Below are 16,494 nucleotides of genomic sequence, written 5' to 3' on the forward strand. Positions count from 1 at the left end.
ACGGCAGTGTGCACCTCACGAGGCTCCGCACCGGATCTTCCGGAGATCCTCCCGGAAGGACACGATGGCTGTGCTAGGGCTGACGCGCACCCCCGGTCACCGCGGCGGGAGGCTCCCGTACGCGACCGGCTGCTGCCCGGGCTGCTCGCCGATCTGCTCGGCTGCGGTGCCCGAGCGGTGCATGCGCTGCCACTTCAGCCGGGTGCCGAGAAGGAACGCCACTACGGACTGAATGACCACCAGGTACATCAGCTGCCGGTAGACGAGGAGCTGGAACGGCATCGACCACAACGCCCGCACCCGCTCCCCGTCCAGCCGCAGCGCGTACCCCGCGACGGCCAGCTGAAGGGCGAGGAAGGCCAGCCACACCCCGGCCGACTGCACGGGGCTGCGGAAGAGCGCCCCGTACAGCGCGAACACATCGACGACCGGCGCGAGCAGGGGCAGGGCCACCTGGAAGAGCGTGAGGTAACTCAGCCCGCGGCGGCCGAACCGCCCGGCAGGGCCCACCTCGGCCACCGCACGGCGGTGCTTCCACATGGCCTGCAGCGTGCCGTAACACCACCGGTACCGCTGCCGCCACAACTGGCGCAGCGAGCTGGGTACTTCCGTCCAGGCGAGGGCGCTCTCCTCGTAGACCACCCGCCAACCGGCCTCCCACAGCGCCATGGTGAGGTCGGTGTCCTCGGCGAGGGTGTCCGCGCTGACCCCGCCGACGCCCATCAGCGCGTCCCTGCGGAAGGCGCCGATGGCGCCGGGCACCGTCGGCATGCACTCCAGCACCTCGAACATCCGGCGGTCCAGGTTGAACCCGAAGACGTACTCCAGGTGCTGCCATCTGCCCAGCAGGCCCCGCCGGTTGCCGACCTTGGTGTTACCGCTGACCGCACCCACGGCCGGGTGCGCGAGCGGCTGGATGAGCCGGTGCACGGCATCCGGCTCGAAGACGGTGTCGGCATCGACCATGACCACGATGTCGCATCTCGCGTGGGCCAGGCCCGTGTTGAGGGCAGCGGCCTTCCCCGCATTGGCCTGGCGGATCACCTGCACACGCGGATCGTCGATCCAGGTGGCGAGGTCCGCCGTCCGGTCCGTCGACCCGTCGTCGATCACGATGACCTGCAGCTGCCGGTGCGAGGAGGCGAGCAGCGACCGGACGGTGGACTCGATGCCCGCCTCTTCGTTGTAGGCGGGTACCAGGACGGTCACCGGGGCCGTGACCTCCCGCAGCCAGGGCGCGCCCGGGCGGAACCGGGTCAGACGCCGGACGTGGGCACGGGCGAAGAGGACGAGCAGCGCCAGCCGCAGCACGCCCAGCGCGCCGGCGGTCACCAGGACCCAGGTCATGATGCTCACGAACGCGTGGCCGAGGGCCTTAACCCAGATCAGGCCCGTGCCCTGCCACCGTTCCAGGACGGAGACCGGCCGGTCGGCCCGGGGCAGCCCGGCCCCGGCCGTCACCGTGGTGAACTCCTTCACGCTCCGGTCGCCCAGCAGCTTCTCCGTCTCCTCGTACGCGATACGGCTCTGCGCGTACTGCCGGATCACGCCCTGCGCCGGTTTGCGGAACCACCGGTCGGCGGCGACCAGTGTGTACCCCTGCGCCGCGGCGTCCCGCGCCGCCGGCCATTCGGGGCCGCACATCGTGTCCACCGCGCTGGTCAGCGGCAGGCGCAGCAGCCGGGTGCTGATGCCTGCTGAGCCGGCCAGCGCCTTCTGCGTGAGCGACAGCTCCAGCCGCGCACGCAACGGCGATGCCTCGCCCATGGCGGCGCCGGTGTACGTGTTCGAGCCGATCTCATGCCCCTCGGCGCGTATCCGCCGTACCAGGTCCGGGCGTTCGGCCGCCTCGGCGCCGCGCAGGAAGAAGGTGGCGTGCGCATCGTGCCGGCGCAACAGGCCGAGCAGGCGCGGAGTCCATACGGGGTCGGGTCCGCCGTCGTAGGTGAGTGCCACGGTACGGGCGGGCATCGCGGCGGACTTCACCGTACCGCCGTCGATGCGCACCACCGGGCCCCCTTCGTCCACGGCCTGCGGCACGGGCGTGGTGCAGTCACGCCGGGTCTTCGCGGCATCGACCTCATGGGTGGTCCAGCCCTCGAAGAGCAGGGCACCGAACGTCACAGGGAGCACGAGGACCAGCAGCAGCCAGTGCCCGCGCGGGTCACGGGACAGCGCATGCCGGCCCCGTCTCGAGCGGCGCCTCACGCCCCGGCCGAACTGCCGGTCACCGCAACCTGATCGGGGCGTCCTCGACCCTCACCGCCCCGCACGGAGCCATCGGCGCACGGCCGATGAACCTGTATTCCCTGCCGTCTTGTGTACCGACTGGCCTCACGCATGGTGGGCGAGTGTACTCACGCAGCAATCGGGTCAGGCGGCGAAACCGTGGTCCGCACACCACTGCGCCCCCTCGCCGCCCAGCCACGCGGACAGCGTGGGTATGGTGCAGAAATCCGTTGCCGCAGGCACGCGGCCGGTCAGGCGTCGTCGCCCTGCCTCGTCGGCCTCCTCGTGGCTGACACCCCAGCCGCACCCGACGGCGAGCTCACCCCCTTGGACCGCCTGTCGCAGCCGCGCCTTGCACCGGCTGAGGTGGCGGGCGTTCAGCCACAGCCGGCTCAGGTCGGTGTAGTCGCCGCCGGTGAGCTGATCCCCCAAGTGCCTTGACAGCCCCCAGGGGCGGTCGCAGACTCGTTGCGGAAGACGCTCTCTGTTTCTTTATGCGCAACGAGGTGTCATGATGAATCCCGCGTGTCGTCTCGCCGGCATTCCGCGAGGCGAGTCCTGCCGGCTCGAGACCGGTCCGCCCGTTGCGGTGTTCCGCACCGAGGACGGCGAGGTCTATGCGATCGACGACACCTGCACCCATCAGGACGCCTCGTTGCCCGACGGCTGGCTGGAAGGGCGTGAGGTGGAATACCCGCTGCACGCCTCGAAGTTCGACCTTCGTACCGGTGCCGTGGACGCGCCGCCGGCCAGGCTGCCCGTGCGTACGCACCAGGTGCTCCTCGAGGACGGTACGGTCTACGTCGCGCTGTCCGATGCCCCGCCGAACCTGCCGCCCTGTGTCGCCGCCCGGCTGGCCGGAGGTGTGGCATGAGGACGGTGGCTGTCATCGGTGCGTCGCTCGCCGGGCTCTCCGCCTCCCGTTCGCTGCGTGAGCAGGGCTATGACGGGCGTCTCGTCATCGTCGGTGCGGAGACCCACCGGCCCTATGACAGACCGCCGTTGTCGAAGGAGTTCCTCACCGGGAAGGTGGCCGAGGCCGAACTCGCGCTGGAGGCCGATGGTGAGGATCTCGCCGCCGAGTGGGTTCTCGGGGCGTGCGCCGTCGGTCTGGAAACGGGGGAGCGGTCGGTGCGGCTCGCCGACGGGAGGGCGGTGCGCGCGGATGGTGTCGTGATCGCCACGGGAGCGGCCGCGCGGACCCTGCCCGGTGGTGACGGGCCGGCCGGTGTGCATGTGCTGCGTACGCTCGACGATGCGCGGGGGCTGCGGGACGACCTGGCGCGCGGTGGTCGGCTGGTCGTCATCGGTGGTGGTTTCGTCGGCGCCGAGGTGGCCTCGACCGCCGCCGTCATGGGGCTGGACGTGACGTTCGTGGTGGCCGGGCCCACGCCGCTCGCCGGTCCGCTGGGGCCCGACATGGCGGCAGCTGTCTCCGTGCTTCATGCCGATCATGGTGTTCGCCTGCTGTGTGGTACTGGTGTGCGGGGGCTGGTGGGTAAGGGGGCGTCACCGGCCGTGTTGCCTTCGGGGTTGAGAGGGGCGGAGGCCACGGAGGTTTCCGGGGGAGCGGCTGGGCGGGGCAGGGTGGGAGCGGTGGTGCTCGACGACGGCCGCAGCATCCCTGCCGACATCGTCGTCGTGGGCATCGGCGCGGTCGCCTGCACCGACTGGCTCGAAGGGTCGGGCGTCGCGCTCGACAACGGTGTGCGGTGCGGGGCCGACGGCACCACGAGCGTTCCGGGCGTCGTCGCGGTCGGTGACTGCGCGGCCTGGTACGACGCGGCTTCCGCCACCCATCGCAGGGTCGAGCACTGGACCGGCGCCAACGAGCGCCCGGCGGCGGCCGTAGCGGCCCTGCTGTCCGGCGGCACCGCCCCGCCCGCCCCGCCGCGCCCGCCCTACTTCTGGTCCGATCAGTACGGAGTACGCATCCAGTTCGTCGGGAACGCGGCGCGGGCCGACAGTGTGACCGTCGAGGACGGCAGCCCTGCCGACCGCAGTTTCCTCGCGGTCTACCGTCGCGCCGGCGAGCCGGTCGCCGTACTGGGCGTGGACCGGACCAAGCTCTTCACGCGCCGGCGCAAGCAGCTCGCCACCTCGGTGGCGCGAGGCGCAACCGCATGAGCACGGCGACCAGGCCGAGCCAGGGAGTTCCCGCGCTGTACCCGGGCGGGCTTCCCCGGCCCGCCCGGACGCTCGTCATGGGAATCGTGAACGTCACGCCCGACTCGTTCTCCGACGGCGGGCGGTGGTACGACCCGGGGCGGGCCGTCGCGCACGGTCTCGCGCTGCTCGACGAGGGCGCGGACATCCTGGACGTGGGCGGCGAGTCGACCCGCCCCGGTGCGGTGCGCCCGTCGGCCGAGGAGGAGCTGCGACGTGTGCTGCCGGTCGTCCGTGAGCTCGCCGCCGCGGGTGCATACGTCAGTGTCGACACCATGCGGGCCGAGGTCGCCGCTCGCGCCGTCGAGGCCGGCGCCACGCTGGTCAACGATGTCTCGGGCGGTCTCGCCGACCCCGCGATGCTTCCGCTGATGGCTCAGGCCGGGGTGCCGTACGTGGCCATGCACTGGCGCGGGCACTCCGCCGGCATGCAGGCGAACGCCGTGTACGACGATGTCGTCGCGGACGTGGTCGACGAGTTGCGGTGGCGGGTCGAAGCGGCGGTGCACGCCGGGATCGCGCCGGACCGCATCGTGCTCGACCCGGGGCTGGGGTTCGCCAAGTCACCTGAGCACAACTGGCAGTTGCTGGGACGTCTCCAGGAGGTCGCCGCGCTCGGCCATCCGGTTCTCGTGGGCGCGGCCCGCAAGTCCTTCCTGGGGCAGCTGCTGGCGGACCCGGCGACGGGCCTGCCCCGTCCGGCGGACCAGCGGGACGCGGCCACTTCCGCGGTGTCCGTGCTGGCCGCCACGCAGGGGGCCTGGTGCGTGCGCGTGCACGACGTCGCCTCGACGGCCGACGCGGTACGTGTGACCGCCCGCTGGGGCCGCGACGTCACGGCCGTGACGCCGGGTACGCCCTTGTTCTGAGGGGCTTGCCCGGGCTTCAGCCCAGGTGGCCGAGGCGGCGGCTGAGCTCGTCCGCTCCTTCGACCAGCGCAGGTGCGAGTTCGTGCATGCGTTCCTCGGTGAAGCGGAAGGCCGGCCCGGAGGCGGTCAGCGCCGCGACGGTCTCGCCGTCGCGGGAGCGGACCGGTGCCGCCATGGCGTTCAGCCCCTCCTCGTACTCCTCCACCGTGACGGCGTAACCGCGCTCCCGGGTTTCCGCCAGCGCTGCCTCCAGCTTCTTCTTCGAGGTCAGTGTGCGGGGCGTCATCCGGGCGAGCCTGGTACCGGTGAGGAGTTCGGACCGGCGCTCGGGGGAGAGGTGGGCCAGGAGGACCTTTCCGCTCGCCGTGGAGTGGACCGGCGTCAGCCGTCCGACCCAGTTCTGCGCGGTGATGGCGGACGGGCCGCGTACCTGGTCGAGGTTGATCACGTGGTGGGATTCGAGCACCGCGATGTTCATCGTCTCGCCCAGTTTCCCGGCGAGGCGTTCGCAGATCTTCCGGCCGTGTTTGGCGACGTCGATGCGGGCCGTCACCGCACCGGCCAGCCGTACGATCCCGAAGCCCAGCCGGTACTTTCCGCGCTCGCTCTCCTGCTCGACCATCCCGCGCGCTTCCAGGGCGCCGAGCAGACGGAACGCGGTGGACTTGTGCACGCCGAGCGCCGCGGCCACGTCACTCACGCCGGCCTCGCCGTGCTGGGCCAGTAGCTCCAACACGGAGACAGCCCGGTCGACGGACTGCACGCCGCCGGAAGCGCCCGCGGGCTCGGTGCTGTAGTTGCTCATAGCGGAACTATACGGGCGCCGGTCGGCGGAAGCGCTGACCGGAAAGGGAGCCCTCGGAGGGCTCTCGGAGGGCCTTCGGAGGCCCCTCGGCGGGCGCCCGACGGGGCGCCCGCCGAGGGGCGAGGCCGCCGGTCAGCGAAGAACGTCAGCGGAGTACGACCGTGCGGTTGCCGTTGACCATGATCCGGCTCTCGCTGTGCCACTTCACGGCCCGGGCGAGGACCTGTGCCTCGACGTCGCGGCCGAGGGTGACCAGGGTGTCGGGGCCCTGTGAGTGGTCCACGCGGACGACGTCCTGTTCGATGATGGGGCCCTCGTCGAGGTCCGGGGTGACGTAGTGTGCCGTGGCGCCGACGAGCTTGACGCCGCGCTCGTGCGCCTGGTTGTACGGCCGTGCGCCCTTGAAGCTCGGCAGGAACGAGTGGTGGATGTTGATCGCCCGGCCTTCGAGCTGCTTGCACAGGTCGTTCGACAGGATCTGCATGTAGCGGGCGAGGACCACCAGGTCGATGTCGAGCTCGTCGACGAGCTCCAGCAGTCGCGCCTCCGCCTCGGGCTTCGTCTCCTTGGTCACGGGGATGTGGTGGAACGGGATCCCGTGGCTCTCCGCGAGGGGTTCGAAGTCGCGGTGGTTGGAGACGATCGCCGGCACCTCGATGTTGAGGGCGCCGGTGCTGCGCCGGAAGAGCAGGTCGTTCAGGCAGTGGCCGAACTTCGACACCATGATCAGCGTACGGGTCGGCGTCGACGCGTCGTACAGGTTCCAGGAGATCCGGTACGCCTCCGCCACGGGCGCGAAGCCGGAATGCAGGACGTCCAGTGTGATGTCCGGGTCCGGGACGCTGAAGCGCATGCGCAGGAAGAAGCGGTCCTGGAGGGGGTCGTCGAACTGCCGGCTCTCCTGGATGTTGCCGGAGTGCTGGACGACGAAGCCGGTGACGGCGTGGACGAGGCCGGAGCGGTCGGGGCACGAGACGGTGAGGACGAACTCGCGGTGGGGCTGCTGTCGAAGGGACACTGAGGCCTCCTGGTAAGTGCGCATTACGCAACAGCATGTTCGATACGCAACATGGTCCGGATGGGGCGGCCTGCGGTCAAGGGCTCTGATCGACCTCGCTCATCAGGGAGTTGCCGCGTCGGGGCCGGCGGGGTGACCGTCCTCGGTCCGCCGGACGGCGCGCTCTCGACGCTCCGGGATCACCTCTTGACAGGGGTCTGGGCGGGCTGCACTGTGTGTTGCGCAACTCGAGGCGTGTTGCGTATTGAGCAACTTCCGACTTCTTGATGGGAGGGTGGTGGCGATGGCGGGACCGCGCGTGGTCATCATCGGTGCGGGTGTCGTGGGGGCGGCGCTGGCCGACGAGCTGTCCGTCCGGGGCTGGACCGAGGTGACGGTGGTCGATCAGGGACCCCTGCCGGCCACCGGCGGGTCGTCGTCACACGCTCCGGGCCTGGTGTTCCAGACGAACGCCTCGAAAGCCCTGACGGAGATGGCCCGCTACACGGTGGAGAAGTTCTCGTCACTGGAGGTGGCCGGGGAGCCGTGCTTCCTGCCGGTGGGAGGACTGGAGATCGCCACGTCGCCGGAACGGCTGGCGGAGTTGCAGCGCCGGCACGGCTGGGTGACGTCGTGGGGCGTCGAGGCGCGGCTGCTGGACCCGGAGGAATGCGTCCGGCTGCATCCGCTGGTGAACGCCGAGCGGGTCCTGGGCGGCCTGCTGATCCCGACCGATGGCCTGGCGAAAGCGGTGCCGGCGGTCGAGGCGCAGCTGAAGGCGGCCGAGGAGCGCGGAGCGCGCCTCCTGGGCGAGCACGAGGTCCTGGACATCCGCACCGAGGACGACGGAACCGGCGGTGAACGGGTGACCTCGGTGGTCACCGACCGCGGCGAGCTCGCGGCGGACATCGTGGTGTGCTGTGCCGGCATCTGGGGGCCGAAGGTCGCCCGTATGGTCGGCATGGACCTCCCGCTGACCCCGCTCGCCCACCAGCTGGCCTGGACGGGGCCGGTGCCGGCGCTGGCGGGTCAGGACGAGGAGGCCGTACGTCCGATCCTGCGGCACCAGGACGCCGACCTTTACTACCGGGACCGCTACGACCGGCTGGGCATCGGCTATTACGGGCACCGCGCGATGCCCGTGTCGGCCGACGACATCGTCTCGGTGAACGAGGCCGAAGAGATGCCCTCCGTCCTGCGCTTCACCCCCGACGACTTCGCCGAGGCCTGGACCGAGACGCAGTCGCTGCTCCCGGCGACGCAGGAGGCCAAGGTCGAAGAGGGGATCAATGGACTGTTCTCCTTCACCACCGACGGAATGCCACTGCTGGGCGAGTCGCCGCAGGTGAAGGGTTTCTGGGTGGCGGAGGCGGTGTGGGTGACCCACTCCGCGGGCGTGGGCCGGGCCGTCGCCGAGTGGCTGGTGGACGGGCACTGCTCCTCGTTCGACCTGCACGAGTGCGACGTCAACCGGTTCGAGCCGCACCAGCTGGCTCCCGAGTACGTCCTGGCGCGGGACTGCCGGAACTTCGACGAGGTCTACGACATCCTCCACCCCCTCCAGCCGGCTGGTGCGCCACGACCCCTGCGCACCAGCCCCTTCCACCCCCGCCAGCAGGAGCTCGGCGCGTACTTCCTGGAAGCATCGGGCTTTGAGCGGCCCCAGTGGTACGCGGCCAACGAGCCCCTGCTGGCGGGGCGGGAGATCCCCACACCGAACGACTGGGCAGCCCGCCACTGGTCGCCGATCGTGGGCGCCGAGGCCCAGGCGACCCGCGAGGGCGTCGCACTGTACGACATGACCGCGCTGAAGCGGCTGGAGGTCACCGGGCGGGGCGCCGCGGCCTTCCTGCAGCGCCTGACGACGGGGAACGTCGACAAGTCGGTGGGCTCGGTCACGTACACACTGATGCTGGACGTGGACGGCGGCATCCGCAGCGATGTGACGGTCGCCCGGCTGGGACGCAACCGCTTCCAGGTCGGCGCGAACGGCGCGCTCGACCTGGACTGGCTCACCCGGCACCTCCCGGCGGACGGCTCCGTGTCGGTGCGCGACATCACCGCCGGGACCTGCTGCATCGGCCTGTGGGGCCCGAAGGCGCGGGAGGTGCTCCAGCCGCTGACCGACGCGGACTTCTCCCACGACGGACTGCGCTACTTCCGCGCGACGCAGGCGTACATCGGTTCCGTCCCCGTCACCGCGATGCGGCTCTCCTACGTCGGCGAGCTCGGCTGGGAGCTGTACACCACCGCCGACATGGGCCTGAAGCTCTGGGACACACTCCGGGAGGCGGCGCGGCCGTACGGCGGCATCGCGGCCGGCCGGGGCGCGTTCAACAGCCTGCGGCTGGAGAAGGGTTACCGGTCCTTCGGCACCGACATGACGTACGAGCACGACCCGTACGAGGCCGGCGTGGGCTTCGCGGTCAAGATGGACAAGGGCGACTTCCTCGGCCGCGAAGCGCTGAAGCTGCGCGCGGAGCAGGTGCGGCGCCGCCTGACCTGCCTGACCATCGACGACCCCACTGCCGTGGTCATGGGCAAGGAACCGGTCTACGACGGGGACTGCGCCGTCGGCTACGTCACCAGCGCCGCGTACGGATACACGATCGGCAAGGGCATCGCCTACGCATGGCTGCCCGCCGAACTGGCCACGCCCGGCCGCGCCCTGCACATCGGCTACTTCGACCAGGCCGTCCCGGCGGTCGTCGCCGAGGAACCGCTGTTCGACCCGAAGATGCGGCGCCTTCGCGGCTAGGCCGGGTCCATCCAGGAAGGGGAGGAACATGAGCGCGAACATCCTTGACGGACGTCGCACCGCGGCCGCCATCCGCGCCGAACTCACCGCGCGAGTAGCGGTGTTGGCCGGGCACGGCGCCGTGCCCGGCCTCGGTACGGTGCTGGTCGGTGACGACCCCGGCAGCCACGCGTACGTGGGCGGCAAACACCGCGACTGCGCACAGGTCGGCATCACCTCGATCCGCCGTGAGCTGCCGGCCGACGCCACCCAGGACCAGGTCGAGACGGTCATCGACGAACTGAACGCCGACCCGGCCTGCACCGGCTACATCGTCCAACTACCCTTGCCGCGCGGGCTCGACGCCAACGCCGTACTGGAGCGGATGGACCCGGCGAAGGACGCCGACGGCCTGCACCCGGTCAGCCTGGGCCGTCTGGTCCTCGGCGTCGACAGCCCGCTGCCCTGCACCCCGCGCGGCATCGTCGAACTGCTGCGCCGCCACGACGTCCCGCTCGCCGGAGCCCGGGTCTGCGTGATCGGCCGCGGCGTCACGGTCGGCCGGCCCATCGGACTGCTGCTCACCCGCAGGTCGGAGAACGCGACGGTGACGCTCTGCCACACCGGTACCAAGGGCCTGCCCTGGCACGTCCGCGAGGCGGACATCGTCGTCGCGGCGGCCGGTTCGGCGGGGCTGATCACTGCGGACATGGTCCGGCCGGGCGCCGCCGTCCTGGACGTCGGCATCACCCGCACGGACGAGGGCCTGCTCGGTGACGTACATCCGGACGTCGCCGCGGTCGCCGGCTGGCTCGCGCCGATGCCCGGCGGCGTCGGCCCCATGACGCGGGCGATGCTGCTCGCCAACGTCGTCGAGGCGGCGGAACGCGCCGCGGGCCTCTCCCCGGGCGCACCAGGAGAGGCGTGATGAGCCCTCGGGCCCCGGGTGCACCGCGATCGGTGACGAGCACGCCGCAGCCGTCGGCGTCTCAGCGCACCACGCTGTTCCGGGTGCGGGTCCGTTCTTCCTCCGTCGGCCGGCTCGCCGACCGGTTCCTCGACGCCGCGACGGAGCAGCTCGCGCAGCCGTCCGGCCCGGGGAGCTGAACGCAAGCCCCCGTGTGCGGTTTCCACCGTCCTTCCCCACTTATCCAAGGCACTTCTCTTCGAGACTTATCCAAGGCACTTCTCTTCGAGGTGAACTATGACTACGACCGGACTTCCGGAGAGCCTGATCGCGACTCTCCCCGGTGACCACTACACGGACCCGGAGATCTTCCGCCTGGAGCAGGAGCGCGTCTTCGAGTCGATGTGGTTCTGCGCGGCGCGCTCCGCGGATCTGGCCAAGCCGGGCGCGTTCAGGACCGTGGACGTCGGGCGGGAGAGCGTCCTGCTGACCCGGTCGCGGGACAACGCCGTCCGGGCCTTCTTCAACGTGTGCCGGCACCGGGGCGCCAAGCTGTGCACGGAGGAGTCCGGCGAGGTGAAGCGGGCGTTCCAGTGCCCGTACCACGCCTGGACGTACGACCTCACGGGCAAGCTCGTCGCGGCCCCGAACCTCACGAAGATGCCGGACATCGGCCGGACCGAGTACGGCCTGGCGCACGTGGCGGTCCGTGAGTGGCTGGGTTATGTGTGGGTGTGCCTGGCCGAGAACCCGCCGTCGTTCGAGGAGTCGGTGATCCAGGACGTGGTGGCGCGCCTGGGCGACGCGGAGTCGATCAGCGCGTACGACATCGAGAACCTGGAGCTCGGCAAGCGGATCGTCTACGACGTGCAGGCGAACTGGAAGCTGATCATCGAGAACTTCATGGAGTGCTACCACTGCGCGACGATCCACCCCGAACTCACCGAGGTACTGCCGGAGTTCGCCGACGGCTTCGCGGCGCAGTACTACGTGGGGCACGGCGCGGAGTTCGGCGAGGACGTCCAGGGCTTCACCGTCGACGGCTCGGAGGGCCTGGACCGCATTCCGGGTGTCTCCGAGGACCAGGACCGCCGGTACTACGCGATCACGGTGCGGCCGCAGGTGTTCATCAACCTCGTCCCCGACCACGTCATCTTCCACAGGATGTACCCGGTGGCGGCCGACCGTACGATCGTGGAGTGCGACTGGCTGTACCTGCCGCACGTCGTGGCGTCCGGCAAGGACGTCAGCCGCTCCGTCGAGCTGTTCGACCGGGTCAACCGGCAGGACTTCGACGCCTGCGAGCGCTGCCAGCCGGCGATGAGCTCGCGCCTGTACGCCAAGGGCGGCGTCCTGGTGCCGAGCGAACACCACATCGGCGAGTTCCACGAATGGGTCCAGGGCCGTCTCGGCACCGCCTGACCCCGGACCGCACCGGGACATATACCGGCAATACCGTCAATACCGGCACACGCCAGTACCGATACCGAGCGGCCGGCGGGGAGACGCCCCCGCCGGCCGCTTCGGCGCGTCACGCCGGCGGTGTCGCTCGGCGCGGGGCAGATGTCACTCGGCCTTGGCGGCTGTCTGCTTGTGCAGCTGGCGGAGGAAGGTCACCTGGCCGCCGTTCTTCTTGGCCGGCACCTTCACGAGCTGCTCGGAGACGTTCGTGAAGCTCATCCTGTTGGTCTTCTTCTTCGGCCCCTCCAGCACCGCCTCGATCTTCGGGGTGATGCCGATCGTGCTGCCCTCCGACAGCGTCTTGTGCTGGAAGAAACGCGTCCCGAAGAAGGCCAGCGCGCCGCCGTCCTTCGTACGCAGCGCCATCGCCGGGAACTTGTAGGCCTGGTCGATGGTGTCGATGCGCTGGCCCGGCTGCTTGGCGACGGCCGCGCGGTCCTGCCGCACGCGGTCGGTGGCCGGTCCGGGTGCGAAGATGTCGCCTTCGCCGGTCTTGAGGTAGTTCGCGTAGGCCGCGCTCAGCTTGCCCGGGGCGATCGTCAGGCCGGCGGCCCCCGCGTCGGCCGGTACCGCCTCGGCGTAGCCGTCCTTGTCCGTGGCGAACTCCGGCAGTTTCGCGGGCGTCGGCAGGAGGTAAGCGGCCTTCCACTTGTCCTGCGGGCTGTTGCGGGTGAAGGTGAGGAGCCAGCGGGCGTTCCTGCGGTTGCTGAGCGCATCGGCCATGAAGAACTTCGGCCAGCCCGCCATCTTCGGAATGATGAACTTCGGATCACGCAGTTCCAGCGGACCGAAGGGGGCGTTGGTCCGGCGCTCGACCTTGATGACGGCCTCGTCGATGTCCTGCAGCGGGCCCGTTTCGTACGTGGCGGTCGCCGCCGGGTCGTCGGCCGTGTTCGCCTTGTTGTACCCGGCGACGAACTGCTCCAGGGCCTTCTGTGCCTCGCCCTTGGCCGGGACGGCCGGGATGACCGCCAGCTCACCGTGCACCGTCATGCATCCGCTGAGCGTGAGCAGTGCCGCGCTCGCGGTGATCACCGCGACGGGCACCCGGAACGGCGACCTGCGTGTCATGGGGCTAGGGCTCCTTCTGGGCGACCGGGGCGGCGTCGTGTGGCCGCCGGGGTGGCTCGATTCAGCGTAACCCTACCGATGCGCAGCGAGGGGCGCGTGGGCGGGGATCCGCTCACCGGGGCCGCCCGGGCGTCCGTAGCCGGCGGCCGACAAGGTGATCATCGGCCGTTCTCCCTCAATGCGGGCTCATCGGGCGCTTTCCCTGCGCATTCCGCGAAGGCGGCAGACGCGACCTCAGCCCAGGCGGAAGCGCAGTCGGCAGATGACGCACGAACGGTCACCGTGCGGGGACCGCCCGGACGCGCTGGTCAGGACGGACATACGGGTGCTCCTCCGGCATGCCGAGGGCCGGCATGCCGAGGACCGGCATGGCGGGGTGCGCCGGGGGCGGCGTACGGCTTCGCCGTCGCGTCCGAGGACGCCGGCACGTCGGCGCCGGGGCCGGGCCCGGGGCACTCGTCGGTGCCCCGGACCCGTGTGTGCTTTGTGTGCCCTGCGGCAGGGCGCCCGCGGTCAGCGCGTGAGCAGTTCCGCGCGGACGGTGTGCGCCGCGGCGACCAGGTTCTCCAGCGCGGCGCGGGTCTCGGGCCAGCCGCGGGTCTTCAGGCCGCAGTCGGGTTTGACCCACAGCCGTTCGGCGGGGATGGCCTGAAGGCCGGTACGGAGCAGGCCGGCCGCCTCCTCCGCGCTCGGTACGCGCGGGGAGTGGATGTCGTACACGCCCGGGCCGGCCTCGCGCGGGTAACCGTGGGCGGCCAGTTCGCGGGCGACCTGCATGTGGGAGCGGGCGGCCTCCAGGCTGATGACGTCCGCGTCGAGGTCGTCGATGGCCTGGACGACGTCGCCGAACTCGGCGTAGCACATGTGGGTGTGGATCTGGGTCTCCGGACGCACGCCGGACGTGCTGAGCCGGAACGCCTCCGTGGCCCACGCCAGGTACGCCGGGCGGTCGGCGGCGCGCAGCGGCAGCGTCTCGCGCAGCGCCGGCTCGTCCACCTGGATGACGGAAACGCCTGCCGCCTCCAGGTCGTTCACCTCGTCGCGCAGGGCGAGGGCGACCTGCCGGGCGGTGTCGCCCAGGGGCTGGTCGTCGCGGACGAAGGACCAGGCGAGCATGGTGACGGGGCCGGTGAGCATGCCCTTGACGGGCCGGTCGGTCAGCGATTGGGCGTACGTCGTCCAGCGCGCGGTCATCGGCTCGGCGCGGGAGATGTCACCGGCCAGGATCGGCGGGCGGACGTAGCGGGTGCCGTAGGACTGCACCCAGCCGTGCTGCGTGGCGAGGTACCCCGTCAGCTGCTCGGCGAAGTACTGCACCATGTCGTTGCGTTCTGCCTCGCCGTGCACCAGGACGTCCAGCCCGGCCTTCTCCTGGAAGGAGATGACCTCCTGGATCTCGGCCTTGATGCGCTCCTCGTACCCGGCCGTGTCGATCCTGCCTGCCCGCAGATCGGCGCGGGCGGTGCGCAGTTCGCCGGTCTGCGGGAAGGAGCCGATGGTCGTGGTGGGCAGCAGCGGCAGGCGGAGGTGGGCACGCTGGGCCGCGGCCCGGTTGTCGTACGGCTGCGAGCGGCGGGTGTCGGCCTCGGTGACGGCGGCGGTACGGGCGCGGACGGCCGGGTCGCGGGTGAGGGGGGAGTGGGCACGGGTGGCCAGGTCGGCGCGGTTCGCGGCGAGTTCGGCGGCGATGGTGTCGGTGCCGTGCGCGAGGCCCTTGGCGAGGGTGACGATCTCGGCGGTCTTCTGGCGGGCGAAGGCCAGCCACCGCAGGATCTGCGGGTCGATGTCCCGCTCGGGGGCCGTGTCGAGCGGGACGTGCAGCAGGGAGCAGGAGGCGGACACGTCGACGCGGTCGGCGAGGCCGAGGAGGGTGCCGAGCGTGGCGAGGGCGTTCTCCAGGTCGCCCACCCAGACGTTGCGGCCGTTGACGACACCGGCGACCAGGCGCTTCCCGGGCAGTCCGCCGACGGCGGCGAGCGCGTCGAGGTTGGCGGCTGCGGCCTCCGTGAAGTCCAGCGCCAGGCCCTCGACCGGCGCCTTCGCGAGTACCGGCAGGGCGTTGCCGAGCCGGTCGAAGTAGGAGGCGACGAGCAGCCGGGGCCGGTCGGTGAGGGCGCCGAGGTCGCGGAAGGCGCGTTCGGCGGCGTTCAGCTCGGCCGGCGTGCGGTCCTGGACGAGGGCGGGTTCGTCCAGCTGTACCCACTCGGCGCCGGCGGCACGCAGGTCGGCGAGGACCTCGGCGTAGACCGGGAGCAGCCGGTCCAGCAGCGTCAGCGGGTCGAAGTCCGGGGCCACGCCCGGGGCGGGCTTGGCGAGCAGGAGGTAGGTGACGGGGCCGACCAGGACCGGCCGGGCCGGGAGGCCCAGGGCCACGGCCTCCTTGAGCTCGGTGACCTGCTTGGCGGAGTCAGCGGTGAACACCGTGTCCGGGCCCAGCTCCGGGACCAGGTAGTGGTAGTTGGTGTCGAACCACTTGGTCATCTCCAGCGGTGCGACGTCCTGGGTGCCGCGCGCCATGGCGAAGTAGCCGTCCAGGGCGTCCGCCGCGACGGCTTCCCGGTGGCGGTCGGGGATCGCACCCACCATGACGGTGGTGTCCAGCACGTGGTCGTAGTACGAGAAGTCGCCGGTGGGGACCTCGTGGATGCCGGCCCCGGCGAGCTGCTGCCAGTTGGTGCGGCGCAGTCCGGCGGCGGTGCCGCGGAGGACGTCGGCGGTCACCCGGCCCTTCCAGTAGCCCTCGACGGCCTTCTTCAGTTCGCGGTTCCGGCCCTGGCGGGGGTAGCCGTACACGGTGGCCCGTGCTGCCGCGGCTGCGGACTTCGCTGTCACGGAGATCTCCTTCGCGAGATGAATCCCTGAGATCCCGGCAACGGGACGAGAGCGCGAAGGGTGACGGACCAGGCGGTCCGGCCTCGCGCGGCAATGCGCGGCCAGCCGCCTGGTATGCACGCCGACCCGCCCTCGGGGTCACCGGGATGTCCGCGCACGAGTCGTCCGTGCACGGGCAGTGGCAGGTCTTCGGACTCGCGAGCACGTCCTCATCGGTACCGACGAGGACACCTACTGGCCGTCGCTTCCCAGGCCCTTCGGGCCCAGTGCGTATGACGGCGGTCGTTCCCGCTCACCGCTGCGGGGCAGTCCCGGATTCCCACCGGGTTCCCTCTTACGACGCCTCCCGCCTGGCGGACGGGGCGAACCAGCTGCACGGGTCACCCTAAGGGACCGGTCAGCGGCGCGGCGGGTCCCGTC

12 protein-coding genes and 1 riboswitch are annotated in these 16,494 nt (G+C 71.1%); of the genes, 6 read left to right on the forward strand and 6 right to left on the reverse strand.

From position 1 onward, the window contains the following. Positions 1–96 precede the first annotated feature (96 nt). Together AAC944_RS29890 and AAC944_RS29895 are read right to left on the reverse strand one after the other, a co-directional pair. On the reverse strand, positions 97–2,208 hold the full coding sequence (locus AAC944_RS29890; RefSeq protein ID WP_030622165.1) for a bifunctional polysaccharide deacetylase/glycosyltransferase family 2 protein: 2,112 nt from the start codon (positions 2,206–2,208) through the stop codon (positions 97–99). A 165-nt stretch (positions 2,209–2,373) separates the two neighbouring features. Further along, the gene (locus tag AAC944_RS29895) at positions 2,374–2,661 is read right to left on the reverse strand and encodes a hypothetical protein (protein WP_030622163.1); all 288 of its coding nucleotides are present in this window, start codon (positions 2,659–2,661) and stop codon (positions 2,374–2,376) included. A gap of 79 nt (positions 2,662–2,740) precedes the next feature. Here AAC944_RS29895 and AAC944_RS29900 point away from each other — a divergent pair, with 79 nt between their 5' ends. Genes AAC944_RS29900 through folP form a run of 3 tightly spaced genes read left to right on the forward strand, consistent with a single transcriptional unit; the run spans position 2,741 to position 5,264 of the window. After that, on the forward strand, positions 2,741–3,103 hold the full coding sequence (locus tag AAC944_RS29900) for a bifunctional 3-phenylpropionate/cinnamic acid dioxygenase ferredoxin subunit (RefSeq protein WP_030622160.1): 363 nt from the start codon (positions 2,741–2,743) through the stop codon (positions 3,101–3,103). Beyond that, entirely contained in the window at positions 3,100–4,356 is a 1,257-nt protein-coding gene (locus AAC944_RS29905) for an NAD(P)/FAD-dependent oxidoreductase (RefSeq protein ID WP_030622158.1), read from the forward strand. The genes AAC944_RS29900 and AAC944_RS29905 overlap by 4 nt, the downstream gene beginning before the upstream one ends. Continuing rightward, positions 4,353–5,264: a dihydropteroate synthase gene (gene folP / locus AAC944_RS29910; protein ID WP_030622155.1), complete on the forward strand. Its 912-nt coding sequence runs from the start codon at positions 4,353–4,355 to the stop codon at positions 5,262–5,264. Before AAC944_RS29905 ends, folP begins: the two co-directional genes overlap by 4 nt. A gap of 16 nt (positions 5,265–5,280) precedes the next feature. Here folP and AAC944_RS29915 read toward each other — a convergent pair whose 3' ends face one another. After that, the gene (locus AAC944_RS29915; protein ID WP_030622153.1) at positions 5,281–6,069 is read right to left on the reverse strand and encodes an IclR family transcriptional regulator; all 789 of its coding nucleotides are present in this window, start codon (positions 6,067–6,069) and stop codon (positions 5,281–5,283) included. 145 nt (positions 6,070–6,214) lie between these two features. After that, a complete protein-coding gene (gene purU / locus AAC944_RS29920; RefSeq protein ID WP_030622151.1) occupies positions 6,215–7,087 on the reverse strand; it encodes a formyltetrahydrofolate deformylase in 873 nt (290 codons plus the stop codon). A gap of 283 nt (positions 7,088–7,370) precedes the next feature. Here purU and AAC944_RS29925 point away from each other — a divergent pair, with 283 nt between their 5' ends. The 3 genes from AAC944_RS29925 (at position 7,371) to AAC944_RS29935 (ending at position 12,132) form a co-directional block, all read left to right on the forward strand. Beyond that, positions 7,371–9,824, forward strand: a complete 2,454-nt coding sequence (locus AAC944_RS29925; protein ID WP_030622148.1) for a GcvT family protein — start codon at positions 7,371–7,373, stop codon at positions 9,822–9,824. A 28-nt stretch (positions 9,825–9,852) separates the two neighbouring features. Further along, the gene (locus AAC944_RS29930) at positions 9,853–10,731 is read left to right on the forward strand and encodes a bifunctional methylenetetrahydrofolate dehydrogenase/methenyltetrahydrofolate cyclohydrolase (protein WP_030622147.1); all 879 of its coding nucleotides are present in this window, start codon (positions 9,853–9,855) and stop codon (positions 10,729–10,731) included. Between the two features lie 276 nt (positions 10,732–11,007). Further along, the gene (locus AAC944_RS29935; protein WP_030622145.1) at positions 11,008–12,132 is read left to right on the forward strand and encodes an aromatic ring-hydroxylating oxygenase subunit alpha; all 1,125 of its coding nucleotides are present in this window, start codon (positions 11,008–11,010) and stop codon (positions 12,130–12,132) included. A 144-nt stretch (positions 12,133–12,276) separates the two neighbouring features. Here AAC944_RS29935 and AAC944_RS29940 read toward each other — a convergent pair whose 3' ends face one another. After that, positions 12,277–13,242 (reverse strand): SCO2278 family lipoprotein, encoded by a 966-nt coding sequence (locus AAC944_RS29940; protein WP_030622142.1) that lies wholly within the window; start codon positions 13,240–13,242, stop codon positions 12,277–12,279. A 513-nt stretch (positions 13,243–13,755) separates the two neighbouring features. Next, positions 13,756–16,074, reverse strand: a complete 2,319-nt coding sequence (metE, locus tag AAC944_RS29945; RefSeq protein WP_030622139.1) for a 5-methyltetrahydropteroyltriglutamate--homocysteine S-methyltransferase — start codon at positions 16,072–16,074, stop codon at positions 13,756–13,758. A 163-nt stretch (positions 16,075–16,237) separates the two neighbouring features. Beyond that, positions 16,238–16,462, reverse strand: a riboswitch (cobalamin riboswitch). Between the last annotated feature and the right edge of the window lie 32 nt (positions 16,463–16,494).

The sequence above is a fragment of the Streptomyces sclerotialus genome (assembly GCF_040907265.1).
In the GTDB taxonomy this organism is placed as follows: domain Bacteria; phylum Actinomycetota; class Actinomycetes; order Streptomycetales; family Streptomycetaceae; genus Streptomyces; species Streptomyces sclerotialus.